This window comes from Pengzhenrongella sicca (assembly GCF_017569225.1).
Classification (GTDB): Bacteria; Actinomycetota; Actinomycetes; order Actinomycetales; family Cellulomonadaceae; genus Pengzhenrongella; species Pengzhenrongella sicca.
The window spans coordinates 3,808,806-3,825,733 of the sequence record NZ_CP071868.1 but is presented as its reverse complement, the minus strand read 5'-3'; the positions used below and the strand labels follow the sequence as shown (position 1 = coordinate 3,825,733).

Below are 16,928 nucleotides of genomic sequence, written 5' to 3'. Positions count from 1 at the left end.
CCCGGCCGGCGGGGCGCGCAGCGGTGGCGATGAGCCTGCAGGAGTACGTCGAGCGGATCCTGGCCGGACCCGACCCGGCGCCGATCGTGGCGGCGGGGCACCCCGTGCTGCGCGGCGTGGCCGCGCCGTACACGGGCCAGCTCGCGCCCGCGACGCTCGCCGACCTGATCGAGCTCATGCGCCGCACGATGCGGGCTGCGCCGGGCGTCGGCCTGGCGGCGCCCCAGATCGGGATCCCGCTCGCCCTGGCGGTCATCGAGGACCCGGGCGGCCTCGACCCCGAGCTCGCCGCGGTGCGCGACCGCGCTCCGCTCGCGTTCCGCGTGCTCGTCAACCCGCGGTACGAGCCGGCCGCGCCGGAGCGGGCCTCGTTCTACGAGGGCTGCCTGAGCCTGCCGGGCTGGCAGGCCGTCGTGGCGCGGCACCGCAGCGTCCGGCTCACGGGGCAGGACGGCTCGGGCGAGCCGCTCGACGAGATCGTGACCGGGTGGCCGGCGCGCATCGTCCAGCACGAGACCGACCACCTCGGCGGCACGCTGTACATCGACCGCGCCGAGCTGCGCTCGCTCGCCGCGGACGAGGGGATCGGCGCGTCGTTCGGCGCCGAGCCGACGCCGCTGACCGCCGCGCGTGTGCTGGGCTTCGACCTCGCCTGAGCCGGCGCCGCCACGCGCCGCGGGGTGTCGACGAGCGCGCCGCGCGTGTGCAGACAAGCACAATCCTCACAAGCGTGCACATGCTGCCGAACGTGCTCAGTATGACTACGAGACGGCACACCCCCTGGTTCGCCGCCGGCACGGCGGCGGCCCTCGTCCTGCTCTGCGCCACCGCGGCGGCCGCGGCCGAGCCGCCGGGCCTCGGGTCCGGCGGGAAAACCCTGGCCGGCGCCGTCGTCCCGGCGACGTTCACGGTGACGGCCCCCGACCTCGGCAACACGGTCAAGGCGAAGTTCCGGCTGGACGGCGAGTACCTCGGCATCGACCTCACGCTGCCGTTCTCGTGGCCGATGCAGGCCGGCGCCGGCGCGCACGAGGTCGACGTCCGCCTCTACGACTCCGAGGGCGAGCAGGGTCGGCTGGCCGCGCAGTTCACGGTCGGCGGGACGACGACGCCGAGCCCGACGCCGAGCCCTAGCCCGAGTCCGACACCGAGCCCGACGCCCAGCCCGAGTCCGACGCCGAGCCCGACGCCCAGCCCGAGTCCGACGCCCGGGGCGGGCTCGACCGTGACGGTCCGCACCGGCGCCGAGCTGACGGCGGCCCTCGCCGCGGCCACACCCGGCCGGACGATCGTGCTCGCGAACGGCGTCTACACCGCCAAGCAACAGTTCACGATCGCGCGGGGCTGCACCGCGGCCGCCCCCTGCACGCTGCGCGGCGCCCGCGCGGCCGTCCTCGACGGGGCCGGGCTGAGCGAGCACTACGGGCTCCACCTGGTCGGCGCCGACCACTGGACCCTCGCGGGGTTCACGGTGCGCAACGCCAGCAAGGGCATCGTGCTCGACGAGACCGACCACGCCGTCGTCGACGGCGTCGAGGTCGCGCAGATCGGGGCAGAGGGTATCCACCTGCGTGCGTTCTCCAGCGACAACGTCGTCCGCGGCTCCCAGGTGCACGACGTCGGGGTCTCGAAGCCGCAGTACGGCGAGGGCATCTACATCGGGTCGGCGGTGTCCAACTGGGGCACCTACTCGGGCGGTGCGCCGGACGCCAGCGACCGCAACGTCATCAGCGGGAACGCTATCTGGGCGACGGGCGCGGAGAGCGTCGACATCAAGGAGGGCACCACCGGCGGCGTGCTGACCCGCAACACGTTCAACGGCGCCGGCATGGCCGGTCTCAACAGCGCCGACTCCTGGGTCGACGTCAAGGGCAACGGCTGGACGATCTCGGCGAACGTCGGCACGACCGCGCTGCTCGACGGCTTCCAGACGCACGTGGTGGCGACGGGGTGGGGCCGGGGGAACACCTTCACCGCCAACACGGCGACCGTGAACTCGGCCGGGTACGGGTTCCGCATCCACAACGCGAGCTCGACCGGCAACGTCGTGCGGTGCGACAACACCGTGACCGCAGCCGGGCTCGGTCGAGCGAACGTGGCGTGCGGTTGACCGCAGGTGAATGGCAATCGTTCGAGATGAACGGCGCCGAAAGAATTCGTGCATTGGTTCCAAACAGAATCGTACTCAACCACACTAAACGGGTGAAAAACGGGGCATAAGCATTAATTAGTCACAATGGGGGGCGCGTGGCCGGGGCTCGCGCAGTAGATTTCCAGACGAAACCAAGCGCCCGCTGGTGCCGGTCACACCCCCCGGAAGGCTTGCCTCGTGGACCTCTCGACGCCTGAGCCTCGCTTCGACTTTCCCCTCGCCGACCTGTACGTCGGCAACCTCGACGTCGGCCAGCTTCGAGACGCGTTCCCGCTGGCCGTGGCCGGGCTCGTCGTGTGGGGCCTGTGGCTGTACCGGGTGATCCTCTCCCGGCGCGCGCGGGCGGTGGTCAACGACTTCCGGACCACGACCTCGGTCGTGGTGCCGTCGTTCCATGAGGACCCCGACATCCTGCTGCGCTGCCTCGACTCGTGGTTGAGCCACGACCCGACCGAGGTCATCATCGTGCTCGACGTGGCCGACACCGAGGCCCGCGATCGGATCGCGCTGCGCGGCGACCCGCGGGTGACCGCGGTGATGTTCAAGCACGCCGGCAAGCGGTCCGCGCTCGGCGTCGGGATGCGCCTGGCCACGAGCGAGCTGCTCGTGCTCGTCGACTCCGACACCTCGTGGACGCCGGGCCTGCTCGAGGCCGTGCAGATGCCGTTCGTCGACCCGGACGTGGGCGCGGTGAGTACGCAGCAGAACGTGTACGAGCGCGGCACGAGCGTGTGGCGGCGAATCGCCGACTGGCTGGTGGACCTGCGCTACTACGACTACGTCCCCGCGATGGGCGCGGCCGGCGCGGTCGCCTGCGTCTCCGGCCGCACGGCCGTGTACCGGCGCTCGGTCGTGGTGCCCGTCCTGGTCCACCTCGAGGACGAGTTCTTCCTCGGCCGCCGGTGCATCGCCGGCGACGACGGGCGGCTGACCTGGCTCGTGCTCTCCTCGGGTTACAAGACGGTGCACCAGTCGAGCGCCAAGGCCCTGTCGATGTTCCCCGACTCGTTCCGGGCCTTCGTCAAGCAGCGGATCCGGTGGAGCCGCAACTCCTACCGCTGCTACCTGACCGCCGTGGCCAAGGGCTGGCTCTGGCGGGTCCCGTTCGTCACGAAGATCACGGTGCTGCAGATCCTGCTCACGCCCGTGACCATGGGCATCACGATCGGCTACCTGTTCTTCGCCCGCATCGAGCCCAACGCCCTGAGCATCGTGCTCGCGCTCGCCTGGGTGCTGCTGGGCCGCGGGGTCCGCGGCTTCTCGCACCTGCGCCGGCACCCGCGCGACCTGCTGCTGCTGCCGTTGCTGACGCTCGTGGTCATCATGATCGCGCTGCCGATCAAGCTGTACGCCTTCGCGACGATGAACAAGCAGGGCTGGCTCACCCGGCACGCCGACCAGGTCGGCGGGGACGGGCAGGGGTCGGCGTCCGTCGTCAACGCGTCCGTCGTCAACGCGCCCGTTGTCCATGCGCCGGTCGTCCACGCGCCGGTCGTCCACGCGCCGGTCGTCCACGCGCCGGTCGTCACGCCCCAGAGCGTCTGGGAGGTGAAGGCGTGAGTGCGCGGCGGGTCCGGCCGGCGCGCGGGCTGGCCGCTGCGGCACTCGTGGGCGCGTCGCTCGTGGCGGCGGCCGTCGCGGGCGCCGGTCCGGCGCAGGCGTCGGACCTGGACCTGGCCGACCCGGAGGGCTCGGGCGTGGCGACCGAGTACCCCGGGAATCCGCGCACGGAGCCGTCCCTCGTGGCCGACGAGGAGGAGCGCCTGTCCCAGGTGCGCACGGTCGCCAGCATGATCCGCTGGCGCGGGCTCGACGTCGACGGCTCGTACCGGCTCAGCACCGGCTCGACGTACACGCTCGTGCTCACCAAGCGCGACGCGCCCTACGGCGTCGCCGAGTTGCTCGCACTCGCGCCGCAGACCTTCGTCCGCGACCTCGACGGCGCGTACCTGCTGTCCGAGAACATCGTGATCCAGCCCGGCGCGGTGCTCGACCTGGGCTCCGCGGGGCCGTTGGAGATCCGGATGGCCAGCGACGCGGCCCGGTTCGTCTCCATCGTCAACCTCGGTGGGGAGCTCAACCTGCGCGGGACCAGCGCGGCCCCCGTGACCGTCACGAGCTGGGACCGCGACGCCGGCGCGCCCGACCTCAAGACCGACGACGGGCGCGCGTACGTGCGCTCCGTCGGCGGCCGGGTCGACCTGGCCGGGGTCACGTTCAGCGACCTCGGCTTCTGGAGCGGGCGCACCGGCGGCGTCGCCCTGACGGGCTCGGACCTGCCGAGCGCGGGCGTGCTGGACAAGTTCGGCCGTGAGCTCAAGGACGCGGTGGACACGAAGGACTCGGCGGCGGACACGGCGGTGGACGGGGCGGCCGCCGGAGCGGCGGGGGAGGTGCCCGACACCACGGGGACCGCCGCCGACCGGCGCCGCGCGGCCGCGGCCGAAGCGAAGGCGGCCGAGGCGACAGCGACTGCGGGCGGGATCGATGCCCTGCTCCCGGCGGGGGTGCTGCCGGTGCCTGAGGCCGACCTGGAGGACCCGGAGTACAGCTACGTGTCCGCGAAGATCGCGGACACGGTGTTCTCGCGCAACGCGTTCGGGCTGTTCGTCTCGAGCGCGAACGGCATCAACATCGCGACCTCGACGATCGAGGACTCCCTCATCGACGGCCTCGTGATGCACCGGTTCGTGGTCAACGCCTCCGTCGCCCAGACGGTGTCGCGGGGCAACGCGGGCGACGGCATCATCCTGGCCCGGGCCACCACGGGGATCATGCTGAGCGAGGTGCAGAGCCTCGACAACGGCGGCTCCGGGATCGTCGTGCGGGGCGAACCGCTCGCCGACGGGCCGAACGCCACGGGCATGCCGGTCGGCGACTACGGCAACAACACGATCGCCAACAGCGTCGCGAACGACAACCTCCGGTACGGCATCGAGATCGTCGGCGGGCGGAACATCAACGTCAACGGCAACGACGTGAACCGCAACTCGATGGGGATCGTCGTGCGCGACGGCGCGCGGGAGGTCACGCTCGTCGGCAACCAGCTCGAGGCGAACGCCGTGCACGGCATCGCGATCCGTGACGGCGTCACGGAGTCGACGGCCTCGGGCAACGTCGTCACGGGCGGGCCGGACGGGGTCTACCTGCGCGACTCGTCGGCCGTGATCGAGCGCAACACCCTGTCGGCGCTCACGAGCCACGCGATCACCTTGGTTGGGCTCGTGCCGGCGACGTCGGTCACCGAGAACACCCTGTCCGGCCGCGGGCCGAGCGTCATCGATCGCAAGCGCAGCGACGGCGCGGTCGTCGAGGGCAACGACAGCGACGGGTGGGAGAGCACCAAGCCGTTCTGGACGATGGTGCGCAACGGGCTCCAGCCGCTGACCGTGATGTGGATCCTGCTGGCGCTGCTCGTCGTCGGCACCGCGGTGAAGGGCTCGCGGCGCCGCTCGGATCGCCTCCACCCGTACCTCGCGCAGCGGACAATGGGTGAGATCGTGGCGGCGCCGGTCGAGGTCGTGCGGGTGCGGGAGCTGGATCTCAGCGTGGCCGCCGGCGGCGGCAGTGGCAATGGCAGTGGCGGCGGAGGTGGCGGCGTGCTTGTCGGACCGCCGCGGCACGCCGCCGATCGCGACGGGCGGGTGGCGCCGTGACGGCTGGCGCCGCGACCGACGGCGCCGTGACGGGCAGGGCGGGCCGGCGGCGTCGTCGGCTGCTGGCCACGGCCGCGCTGGTCGCGGCCGGGCTGGTCGTCTCCGCCGGCTGCACCGGCACGTCCGACGCGACCGGGCCGGCGACGAAGGAGGCCACGCTGGGACCGGAGCCGGAGGTGACCGACATGACGGCCGGAGCCCCGCTGGCGCCAACGAACGGCACGACCGACGATGCGACCGACAATCCACCGGACGACGACGACGACGACGACGACGACGGCGACGACGACGACGGCGACCTCGCGAGCCTCGACGCGCCGTCGGCCATCCCGGACTGGATGTCGGCCCCGACCCCGACGACGGCGCCCTGCCCGGCGCCGACCGTGCGGGTCGGCGACGCGGCCGAACTGCAGGCCGCCCTCGACGGTGCCGGGCCCGGCACCGTGATCGGGCTCGCGGCGGGCGTGTACACCGGCAACTTCGTCGCCACGGCCTCCGGCTCGCCCGAGCGCCCCGCGCGCCTGTGTGGGCCGGCCGACGCGGTGATCGACGGCGGGAACCAGGAGAAGGGCTACGCGCTGCACCTGGACGGCGCGCAGTTCTGGGTGCTGCAGGGGTTCACGGTCCGCAACGCCCAGAAGGGGGTCATGGCCGACGGCACGACCGGATCCGTCCTGAGCGGGCTGACCGTCTACGGGATCGGGGACGAGGCGATCCACTTGCGCGGAGGCAGCACGGACACCCTCGTCGAGGGGAACACGATCAGCGACACGGGGCGGCGTAAGCCGAAGTTCGGCGAGGGCGTCTACATCGGCACTGCGCACAGCAACTGGTGCGACGTCTCGGACTGCGAACCGGACCTCAGCGACCACAACCGCGTGATCGGGAACCTCGTCTACGCCACCACGAGCGAGGCGATCGACGTCAAGGAGGGCACGACCGGCGGGCTCGTGCAGGGCAACCAGTTCGACGGCTCGGGGCTGGTCGAGGCCGACTCGTGGGTGGACGTCAAGGGCAACGACTGGGCGATCACCGGCAACGTCGGCCGCGCCACGGTGCTGGACGGGTTCCAGACCCACGACGTGTCCGACGGCTGGGGCACGGGCAACGTGTTCGCCGAGAACACCGGCTCGCTGGGCGACGACCCGGACGGCTTCCTGGTGGCGTTGCGGCCCGCGAACGAGAACGTCGTGCAGTGCTCCAACCGGCTGCTGGGCGGGGTGGGCGGGCTGTCGAACGAGAGCTGCGGCTGACGGGTTCGGGAGGCGCCGCGCGGGGCCCCCGGGTCGCCGCGCGAAGCCCCGGGCTGCCGCGCCGGTCTCAGGAGTTCGGCAGCACGATCTCGACGCGGCGGTTGAGCTGGCGCGCGGCCGGGTCGTCGGTGCCGTCCGGGTGCGTCTCGGGCCGCAGCGGTCGGGTCTCGCCCAGGCCGGCGGTCGACAGCGAGTCGGGGCTCAGCCCGAACCCGACCAGCAGGTCCCGGACGGCGTCGGCGCGCCGCGTCGACAGGTCGACGTTGTACTCCTCGTCGCCGACCTGGTCGGTGTACCCGTTGATCTGGGCGCGGGGGGAGCCGACCGCCGCGAGCAGGGTCGCGACGCGCTGCAGGTAGGCCTGGCCGTCGGGTTGGACCTCCGCGCGGTCGAACTCGAACAGCACGTTGGCGTCGAGCCGGATCACGGTGCCGCAGACGGTCCCGGTCGGCTCGATCGGCTTCAGGCTCGGCACGGGGGGAAACAGCGGCAGGCGATCGGCGAGCACGGCCTGCACCGCCGCGACGGCCGCGGGCTCGCCGTCGCCGAACATCGACCCGGCGGCGGTGAACGACAGCCGCATGTCTGCGTCCTCGTAGCCGCCGGCGCCGCTGTCGTCGAACCAGATCCGGGTGTCGGCGTCCGAGTAGGAACCCGAGCGGTCCGCCCGGACCGTGAAGCGGCGCTCGCCGCTCGAGTAGGTGCCCGAGCCGTCGGCGGCGACCGACACGCGGGTGGTGCCGTCGTCGTAGACGCCCCCGCCGCCGGCGAGCACCGCGACGTGCAGGTCGGGCGCGTCGTAGGTGCCCGTTCCGTCGGCGCCGATCGTGACGTCGACGGTCCCGTCGTCGAAGTGCTGGGCGGCGCCGGTCGACCCGGCCGCGCCGGCGGCCCCCGCGGCCCCATCGGCGGGCGCGGCGTCGCCCGCGTCGGTGCAGCGCGCGTCGAGGACGGCGATGCCCTGGTACAGCCCCGGTTCGAGCTCGAGCTCGGCCGAGATCCGCTGGTTCTCGGCGCTCGAGAGCGCCTGGGTCGGGATGGTGAACGAGGGGATCGGCGGCAGCGTCAACAGCTGGCGCAGGTCCCGCTCGAACGCGGCCTGGGCGGCGACGTCGGCGGCGGCGCTCGCGTCAGCGCTCGGGTCGGACTCCACGAGGTAGGCGACGCCGAGCGATTCTGTCGGCTCGCTGCCACCGGAACCCGCGGTGCACCCGACCGCCGCGAGCGCGACGAGCACCACCAGCCCAACCGCTCGCCGCATGAAGCCCCCTCCGCCGGCTGCCAGCGTAGGGGTGCCGCCCGACGTTTGGGCCGAATTCGCGCGGGAAATGCGTACTTTCGGCCGATTCGTGCGGGCGGCTACGCGACCGCTACCGCGTCTCGGCCCGCCGACTTCGCCTGGTAGAGGGCCTTGTCGGCTCGGTGCAGGAACTCGTCCGGGGTGGCGCCGGCCGGCATCTGGGCGACGCCCGCGCTGATCGTGACGCCGAACGGTTCCCCGACGCTCGTGAAGCTCAGGGCTGCGCAGGCCAGCCGCCACGCGGCGGCGCGCTCGGCCGCGACCGCCTCGGTCGTGCGCGGCAGCAGGATCATGAACTCGTCGCCGCCGTACCGGACGACGAGGTCGTCCACGCGGGTGTCCCGGGCGAGGGTGTGCGCGACGTCGACCAGCACGCGATCGCCGACGGCGTGGCCACGCGAGTCGTTGACGGTCTTGAACCGGTCGACGTCAATCATCACGACGCTGAGCGGGTCGGCGTCTGCGGTCGCCAGGCGCATCGCCTCGGCGAGGCTGAGGTCGAAGTGGCGGCGGTTGTGCAGTCCGGTCAGCGGGTCGTGCGAGGCCTGGATGACGAGCTCGCTGCGCAGCCGCTCGACCTCCGTGACGTCGCGGATGAGGATCACCCTGCCGAGGTTGGTGCCGTCGTCGCCTGTGATCTCGTTCGCGCGGACCTCGACGACGGATCCGTCTGGCAGCGGGAAGGTCTGCAGCGCGACCCGAGCCACGAGGGTCGCGATCTCCGGGCCGACGACGTCGTTCCAGTGCGCGCCGATGGGCGTAGCGAGCCGGTGCTGCGCCGACACCCGCCCGACGAACGCCCGGCCGGCTGGGTTCGCGTCGACGAGCCGGCCGTCGGGGTCGAGCACCAGGATCGAGTCGTCGAGCGCGCCGATCACCTGCCGGGCGGCGATCGGAACGAGCCGCTGCGGCGTTCCGCGTCCCTCGATGCGCAGCCACCAGGCGGCGGTCGCGAGGAACAGGACCGGCGTGAGGTCGACCGACGGGGCGCCCGGGCTCACGGCGATGGTCACCGCGTTGCCGACGAGCGGCAGCAGCGAGCCGGCGAGGACCTCGGCGTACACGCGCCGGTGGCCGGCGACGGCGCGTCGCATCGCGCCGACCAGCGCGGCGAGCCCGATCAGCAGCAGGGGGTAGCTGTACGCGACGTGGACCCAGTAGAGCGGCCCGGTCACGATGGTGAACGTCCCGGCGGCGTCGAGGCCGGCGCGGGCGTAGAACAGGTGATGCCAGGGGTCGGTGACGATGACCAGGATCAGGATGGCGGGCTGGATCGACAGCAGCGCGACGGTGCGCCGGGTCAGCAGCCGGCCGTACCCGGCGAGGACGAGGAAGTACCAGAACAGGGCAGCGACGCTCAGCGCGACGCCCGGGTACACGGCGTAGTTGAGCGCGAGACGCGCGGTCCCCGTCGTGGCGAGCCCGGCCAGGCCGGCGGCCAGCGCCCAGGACGCGCCGCCGAACATCATCAGTGCGAGCGATGTTGCCAGCGGTGACGAGCGCCGACGCCGCCACACCAGGGCGCCGCAGCACGCCGCGACTCCCGCGGCGAGGAGGGAGACGACGTGGACGAGCTCGTGCACGGCGACCCTCCTCGGAGAGCGGACTCGGTGGCGAACGGCGACCAGCCACGTGGGTGACCTATCGACCGGTCGCGGCAGCCGATGAGAGTTCGCCGCGCTCGCGGGCGCGACGCACAGCGCGCCCACAGGCGCGAGTCCTCGCACAAAGGGGACGACATGCCTGGTCTCCAGCCCTTGAAGCGGGGGTCACAACGGTGCTTCACTGACGTGACTTCCCTCACCCACAGCCATCACTCAGACCCGGGCAGCCGCGCCGGGATCACTCGCGCTGGATCAGCTCGGAGGCTTGCATGCCTGGTCGGTCGCCGTCCCGAACCGTTTCAACAGGTGTGCTGGGGGTGATCCTGGCCGCGGCGCTCGCACTCCCAGCGGCCGCCGTCGAGCCCCCGGATCCGAGCCCTTCGCCCTCGGGCGGATTCACCGCCGAGCCGCTGACGCCGGGCGAGCGCCTCACGGCGCCGAAGTCGCCCTCCAGCCGGCTCGCGCAGACCGACCCCGAGCTGCTGGCCCGCACGGACTCCGAGCCGGTCGGCGTCGTCATCAAGCTCGACCACGACGCCGCTGCCTCGTACACCGGCGACGTCGCGGGGCTGGCCGCGACCAGCCCGTCCGTCACCGGCGAGCCCCTGACCGGCGACTCCGCCGCCGAGGAGGCCTACACCGACTTCCAGGAGACCAACGAGGCGGAGGTGGTCTCCGAGCTCACGGCGGCCGTGCCGACCGCCGTGGTCGGCGAGTCCCTGCGCACCGTTTACGGCGGCGTCGCGGCGACGATCCCGGCCGACTCGGTCGAGGCCGTCCTCGCGCTCGACGGCGTCACGGCCGTCCAGAAGGACTCGCTCCACCAGCTGACGACCGACTCGAGCCCGGAGTTCATCAACGCCGGGCCGGCGTACTACGAGCTCGGCGGCACCGCGAACGCGGGGGAGGGCGTGCTCTACGGCAACCTCGACTCCGGCGTGTGGCCCGAGCACCCGTCGCTCGCCGACCAGGGCAACCTCAAGCCGCCGCCGGGCCCGGCCCGCGAGTGCGACTTCGGGGACAACCCGCTGACGCCCGAGGACGACCCGTTCGTCTGCACCAACAAGCTGGTCGGGGGCGCCGCGTTCCTCGACACGTACCTGTCCTCGCCCGAGCGCGCCGACGCCGAGATGTTCCACACCGCGCGTGACTCCGACGGCCACGGCACGCACACGTCGACCACTTCCGCTGGCAACATCGTCGAGGAGGTCTCGGCGCTCGGCACGGCGCTCGCCCCGATCCACGGAATCGCCCCCGGCGCGTGGGTCATGGAGTACAAGGTCTGCGGGATGGGCGGCTGCTTCTCGTCCGACTCGGCGGCCGCCGTCGGCCAGGCGATCATCGACGGCGTCGACGTCATCAACTTCTCGATCTCGGGCGGCACGTCGCCGTTCACCGACCCGGTGGAGCTCGCGTTCCTCGACGCGTACGCCGCGGGGATCACGGTCTCGACGTCGGCCGGCAACGACGGGCCCGGCGCCGCGACCGCGAACCACCTCTCGCCGTGGGTCATCTCGGTCGGCGCCTCGAGCCAGACGCGCGAGTTCGCCACGACGCTCACGCTGACGGCGGAGGACGGCACGGTCGCGACGTTCGACGGCGCGTCCCTCACCTCGGGCATCGAGGAGCTGCCGGTCGTGCTCGCCTCGGCCGCTCCGTACAGCTCCCCGCTGTGCGACGTCCCGGCCCCACCGGGAACGTTGACGGGCATGATCGTGGCGTGCGAGCGCGGGGGCAACGGGCGCGTGGAGAAGGGCTACAACGTGCTGCAGGGCGGCGCGGCGGCCATGGTGCTCTACAACCCGACGCTCGCGGACACGGAGACGGACAGCCACTGGCTGCCCGTCGTGCATCTCGCCGACGGCGCCGACTTCCTCACCTTCATGGGCGCGAAGTCCGGGGTCACCGGGTCCTTCCCAGCGGGTGAGCCGCGCGAGGGTCAGGGCGACGTGATGGCGGCGTTCTCGTCCCGCGGCCCGGCCGGGCTGTTCATCAAGCCGGACGTGACGGCCCCCGGCGTCCAGATCCTCGCCGGCGACACCCCGGTCTCCGAGTCCGTGGTCTCGGGACCGCCCGGGGAGTACTTCCAGGCGATCGCCGGCACCTCGATGTCGTCGCCGCAGGTGGCGGGCGCCGCCGTCCTGATCAAGGCCGTGCACCCGACGTGGACGCCGGGGCAGATCAAGTCCGCCCTGATGACGACGTCGATCACCGACGTGCTGAAGGAGGACACCGTCACGCCGGCGGACCCGTTCGACATGGGCGCGGGCCGCATCGACGTCGGCAACTCGATCGGCGCGGTCCTGACGTTCGACGAGACCGCGGACCGGTACTTCGCCCTCGGCGACGACCCGGTCAACGCCGTGCACCTGAACCTGCCGTCGATCAACGCGCCGGTGATGCCCGGACGGCTGACCACGACGCGCACGGTCGTGAACACAGGCAAGCGGACGGTGCGGGCAACCACGAGCGCGGACACCCCCGCGGAGTCGCGGATCACCGTGACCCCGAAGGCGCTCGAGATCAAGCCGGGCGAGTCGGCGACGATCACCATCACGATCGGGTCGGTCGCGCCGATCGGCGCGCAGCAGTTCGGCTCGGTCGTGATCACGCCGCGCCACGGCGGCGCGCTGCACCTGCCGGTCGCGTTCATCCACACGCAGGGTGACGTCTCGCTCGAGCAGACCTGCACGCCGACGCAGCTGCGGTTGTGGACCAAGAAGAACCCCTCCAACACGACCACCACCTGCACGGTCGAGGCCGTCAACAACTCGGCGGACGACCAGGTGGTCAGCCTCGACACCACGACCACCCGCAGCCTCCTGGTGACCGGCGCGACGGGGGCCACCGTCGCGAACCCGCACAAGGTCGAGCTGCACGACGTGACCCTCGCTGGCTCGCAGCCGGGTGTCCCGTCAGTCGCCTCGGGTGCTTCGCCGGCCGGGTACCTGCCGCTCGACGCGTTCGGCATCGCGCCGATCGCCGTGGGCGACGAGGAGGTCGTCAACCTCGACGTCCCGGCGTTCGCGTACAACGGGCGGTCGTACAGCTCGATCGGGGTGACGTCCAACGGCTACCTCGTCGCGGGGGGCGCCACCTCCGAGGATCTCGAGTGCTGCAACCTGCCCAACGGGCCGGACCCGGCCCGGCCGAACGACCTGCTCGCGCCGTTCTGGACCGACCTCGACGGCACCGGCGCGCCGGGTGTGTTCGCCGGCGTGCTGACGGACGGCGTCAACAGGTGGGTCGTCGTCGAGTTCCGGCTCAACGTGTTCGGGACGACGAGCCAGCGGGTGTTCGAGGTCTGGCTGGGCGCGACGGGCGACCCCACGCCGGCCCAGGACGTCAGCTTCGCGTACGACCCCGCCAACCTGCCGGCGGATCCGGCCGGGCAGGCATTCCTGGTCGGCGCGGAGAACGGCGTCGGGGATGGCGCGGTCCAGGCCGTGCTGCCGACGACGGACCTCGTCATCACCTCGACCGATCCCGTCCCGGGTGACGTCGCGAGCTACACCTTCAAGGCGCGGGCGGCCTGGCAGGGCATCGCTCTGGTGCGGACGGAGATGGTGGCCAGCGGCGTGCCGGGGGTGACGGTCGAGCAGGATCAGATCACGGTCAAGAAGATCCCCTAGGCCGGGCGCTCGCGGGCGATCGGCTCGCGGGCGAGTAGTCGGCGGGTCAGTGGCTGGCGGGTGGTCGGGTGGGAGCGATGGCTCCGACCCCGGCCACCCGCTTCGCCGTGCTCATGGCTTCGGCCGGCCGGGCGCCGGGTGGGCGGGGCGGTGTCGTTGGGTGGGGCGGGTTCAGGCGAGCCAGCAGGCGGGCGGCGGACGATCCGCTAGAGAATCCGCACCCAGCTGCAGCCCTCAAACCCGCCCCTAGCCCCACCCCCCGGCCATAGAGTCGCGGCATGACTGTGCTGATCACAGGCGGCGCCGGGTACATCGGCGCCCATATCGTGCGGCTACTCAACGACGCCGGCCGCCGCGTCGTCGTCGTCGACGATCTCTCGACCGGCAGCGCCAGCCGCATCCCGAACGTCCCGCACGAGCGCCTCGACCTCTCCGAGCCGGGCTCGGCCGGACCGCTCGCCGCGATCCTGGCCGCCCACGCGGTCACCTCCGTGGTGCACCTCGCGGCGAAGAAGCGCGTCGACGAGTCGGTGCGCCGGCCCGCGTGGTACGTCCAGCAGAACCTCGGCGGGCTCGCGACCGTGCTCCAGGCGATGCAGGCCGCCGAGGTGGACCGACTCGTGTACTCCTCCTCCGCCGCCGTGTACGGCAACACCAGCGCGGCCGAGGTGACCGAGGATGCGCTGCTCGCGCCGGTGAACCCCTACGGCGAGACGAAGCTCGCCGGCGAGTGGTTCGTGCGCGACGCCGCGCGGGCGTGGGGCCTGCGGGCCGCATCGCTGCGGTACTTCAACGTCGCGGGGGCCGGCTGGCCGGAGCTCGGCGACCCGCTCGTGCTCAACCTCGTCACCATGCTCCTGCAGAGCCGGGAGCGGGGGCAGCGGCCGAAGGTGTTCGGCGCGGACTACCCGACGCCCGACGGCAGCTGCGTGCGCGACTTCGTGCACGTCCTCGACCTGGCGCGCGCGCACATCGCGTCCCTCGACTACCTGACCCGGCCCGTGCGCGAGTTCGACGTCTTCAACGTGGGCACCGGCACCGGCTCGTCGGTGCTCGAGGTCACCCGTGAGCTGGCCCGCGTGACCGACTGGGACGCCGAGCCCGAGCTCTGCCCGCGGCGCGCCGGTGACCCGGCGAGCGTCGTCGCGTCGGTCGACCGCATCACGCGGGTCATGGGCTGGCGGGCGCGCGCCGCGCTGCCCGAGATCCTCGCGAGTGCCTGGGCCGCCTGGCAGGTCGACCACCCGCGGCTCCACGCCGCCCGCGGGTAGGCGGTACGCGCCAGCTACCCGCGCACGACCCGCACGATCTCGGCGACGGCCGGCGCCAGCTCGTCGAACGAGCGCTGGTACGTCTCGTCGCTGCGCCCGTAGGGGTCGACGACGTCGTCGTCCCCCGCGGCGACGCGCCGCACCCCGCGCTGGGCGGCCGCGAGCGGCAGGAGGGCCGCGAGCCGGGCGCCCGCGCCGGCGTCGGGCAGCGACGCCGGGTCGACGGAGCTGACCAGGCGGGCCAGCTCCCGCACCGTGAACGTGCGCCGGACCGCGCCCGGGTACAGCGAGACGATCTGCGCCCGGTGCCACTTGGTCAGCGCCAGGACGAGGTCGGCGTCGCGCAGCATGGGCTCGGTGAGCTGCCGTGCCGCGAACCCGTCGGGGTCGGCCCCGGCGGCCCGCACCAGCGCGGCCATCGGCGCCGGCATCGGGGCGCCGACGACGGCGCGCACCCCGGCGCTCGTGACCCGCACCCCGGAGTCCGGGTCGAGCGCGGCGACGAGGAGGCGCTCGACTGCCGGCGAGCGGCAGATGTTCCCCGTGCACACCGCGAGGATGGTGAACGGCCGCGCCGTGGCGAACGGGTCCGCCGCGGCCTGATCGGACGGGTCGAGCGGCACGGGTTCTCCTGGCGTCGGGGCGGTGGTACCTCGCCAGTGTGCCGCGCGGCCACCGCACGGCGAAATCGCCGAAAGGGCTTTTCGGATACTTTGGCACGATAAAGGAACCGGAATTGAAGCGGAGCGCGTCCCGTAGAATTGCCGTGTGCCGGATATCGAGTCGATTATTGAACAGCCAGAGAACTCCCGATCCGGCAAACGCAGGTCGCACGGAAAACCAAAGACAAAAGACCGCCGGGCGCTCATCGTCGCGCTCTCGCTGATCGGCGTTCTCGTCCTCGGCGGCGCCGGCGCGGTGTGGGGCGTCCAGCACCGGCTGACCAGCAACATCGAGAAGCTGGGCGACCCGTTCGCGGAGCTGACCGACCGGCCCGAGGCGGCCGCCCCCGCGGCGACCGCCGACTCGACCGCGAGCTTGGACGCGACCGCGCTGAACTTCTTGGTCGTCGGCTCCGACAGCCGCATCTCGGCCGGCGACCCCGACCAGTGGGAGGTCGGCGCGCAGCGCACCGACGCGATCATGCTCGTGCACCTGCCCGCCGACCGCTCGGGCGCGTACGCGATGTCGATCCCGCGCGACTCCTGGGTCGCGATCCCCGGGCACGGCGAGGCCAAGATCAACGCCGCGTTCTCCTACGGCGGCCCGACGCTGCTGATCCAAACCGTCGAGCAGCTCACCGACGTGCGCATCGACCACTTCGCGGTCACCGACTTCGAGTCGTTCAAGGCGATCACCGACGAGCTCGGGGGAGTGCAGATCACCCTCAAGCAGGACCTCTACAACGGCGACACGTTCGTGCTCCCGGCGGGCGAGCACCTGCTCACCGGCGAGCAGGCCCTGGTGTACGTCCGCCAGCGCCACGGCCTCGCCCGCGGCGACTTCGACCGGGTCCAGCGCCAGCAGGCCTGGATGCGCGCGATCTTCGCCAGGATGCGCAACGAGCAGACGCTGCAGAACCCGGTCAAGTCCGTGCCGTTCATGAATGCGGTCACGCAGTCGATCGCGGCCGACGACGGCCTGACCTCGGACGTGCTGACGGACCTGACCGACCGCGCCAAGGACCTGGGCTCGAGCGACCTCGGCTTCTTTACCGTCCCGATCTCGGGCACCGGGCGCAGCCCCGACGGCACCCAGAGCATCGTCAACCTCAATCAGGCGGCGTTCGACGAGCTGATGGTCGCCGTCGCGACCGACGACGTCGCGACCTACCTCGCCGCGCACCCGGACGACGTCGACCTGCTGCCAGCAACGGCGTCGTGACCCACTCGCGGCTCGACTCTCGCCCATCGATGGCTGAGCTTCGCCGCGGGCTCTGGCACCTCCGGCACGAAGGGCGGCCCGGCCTCCGGGCCTGGATGCACCGACGACACCTCGCGCAGCTGCCGACCGTTGCGGGAACGATGCGCCGTAACGGCACTCTGACCTTTGCTCCGTGG

Annotated in this window: 11 protein-coding genes; 8 read left to right on the top strand and 3 right to left on the bottom strand. The window is 72.5% G+C overall.

What is annotated here, in order from left to right; translation table 11 throughout:
• Positions 1 to 29 precede the first annotated feature (29 nt).
• The 5 genes from J4E96_RS17455 to J4E96_RS17435 all read left to right on the top strand — a co-directional run bounded on the left by J4E96_RS17455 (position 30) and on the right by J4E96_RS17435 (position 7,061).
• Positions 30 to 656, top strand: coding sequence for a peptide deformylase (locus J4E96_RS17455; protein ID WP_227423315.1), 627 nt, complete (start codon positions 30 to 32; stop codon positions 654 to 656).
• 101 nt (positions 657 to 757) lie between these two features.
• Positions 758 to 2,110, top strand: a complete 1,353-nt coding sequence (locus J4E96_RS17450) for a right-handed parallel beta-helix repeat-containing protein (protein ID WP_227423314.1) — start codon at positions 758 to 760, stop codon at positions 2,108 to 2,110.
• 219 nt (positions 2,111 to 2,329) lie between these two features.
• The gene (locus J4E96_RS17445) at positions 2,330 to 3,712 is read left to right on the top strand and encodes a glycosyltransferase (RefSeq protein WP_227423313.1); all 1,383 of its coding nucleotides are present in this window, start codon (positions 2,330 to 2,332) and stop codon (positions 3,710 to 3,712) included.
• Entirely contained in the window at positions 3,709 to 5,808 is a 2,100-nt protein-coding gene (locus tag J4E96_RS17440) for a right-handed parallel beta-helix repeat-containing protein (RefSeq protein WP_227423312.1), read from the top strand. The genes J4E96_RS17445 and J4E96_RS17440 overlap by 4 nt, the downstream gene beginning before the upstream one ends.
• Positions 5,805 to 7,061, top strand: a complete 1,257-nt coding sequence (locus tag J4E96_RS17435; protein ID WP_227423311.1) for a right-handed parallel beta-helix repeat-containing protein — start codon at positions 5,805 to 5,807, stop codon at positions 7,059 to 7,061. Before J4E96_RS17440 ends, J4E96_RS17435 begins: the two co-directional genes overlap by 4 nt.
• Before the next feature lie 67 nt (positions 7,062 to 7,128).
• On the opposite strand, the gene J4E96_RS17430 is transcribed toward J4E96_RS17435, so the two are convergent.
• Both J4E96_RS17430 and J4E96_RS17425 read right to left on the bottom strand, forming a co-directional pair.
• Positions 7,129 to 8,322 (bottom strand): OmpA family protein, encoded by a 1,194-nt coding sequence (locus tag J4E96_RS17430; protein ID WP_227423310.1) that lies wholly within the window; start codon positions 8,320 to 8,322, stop codon positions 7,129 to 7,131.
• Between the two features lie 98 nt (positions 8,323 to 8,420).
• Positions 8,421 to 9,944: a histidine kinase N-terminal 7TM domain-containing diguanylate cyclase gene (locus tag J4E96_RS17425; protein WP_227423309.1), complete on the bottom strand. Its 1,524-nt coding sequence runs from the start codon at positions 9,942 to 9,944 to the stop codon at positions 8,421 to 8,423.
• 338 nt (positions 9,945 to 10,282) lie between these two features.
• On the opposite strand from J4E96_RS17425, the gene J4E96_RS17420 reads away from it, so the two are divergent.
• Both J4E96_RS17420 and galE read left to right on the top strand, forming a co-directional pair.
• Positions 10,283 to 13,597, top strand: a complete 3,315-nt coding sequence (locus J4E96_RS17420) for a S8 family serine peptidase (protein ID WP_227423308.1) — start codon at positions 10,283 to 10,285, stop codon at positions 13,595 to 13,597.
• Between the two features lie 278 nt (positions 13,598 to 13,875).
• On the top strand, positions 13,876 to 14,868 hold the full coding sequence (gene galE, locus J4E96_RS17415; RefSeq protein ID WP_227423307.1) for a UDP-glucose 4-epimerase GalE: 993 nt from the start codon (positions 13,876 to 13,878) through the stop codon (positions 14,866 to 14,868).
• Positions 14,869 to 14,882: 14 nt separating this feature from the next.
• Here galE and J4E96_RS17410 read toward each other — a convergent pair whose 3' ends face one another.
• A complete protein-coding gene (locus J4E96_RS17410; RefSeq protein ID WP_227423306.1) occupies positions 14,883 to 15,491 on the bottom strand; it encodes an arsenate reductase/protein-tyrosine-phosphatase family protein in 609 nt (202 codons plus the stop codon).
• 145 nt (positions 15,492 to 15,636) lie between these two features.
• Here J4E96_RS17410 and J4E96_RS17405 point away from each other — a divergent pair, with 145 nt between their 5' ends.
• The gene (locus tag J4E96_RS17405) at positions 15,637 to 16,752 is read left to right on the top strand and encodes an LCP family protein (protein WP_227423305.1); all 1,116 of its coding nucleotides are present in this window, start codon (positions 15,637 to 15,639) and stop codon (positions 16,750 to 16,752) included.
• Positions 16,753 to 16,928 lie beyond the last annotated feature (176 nt).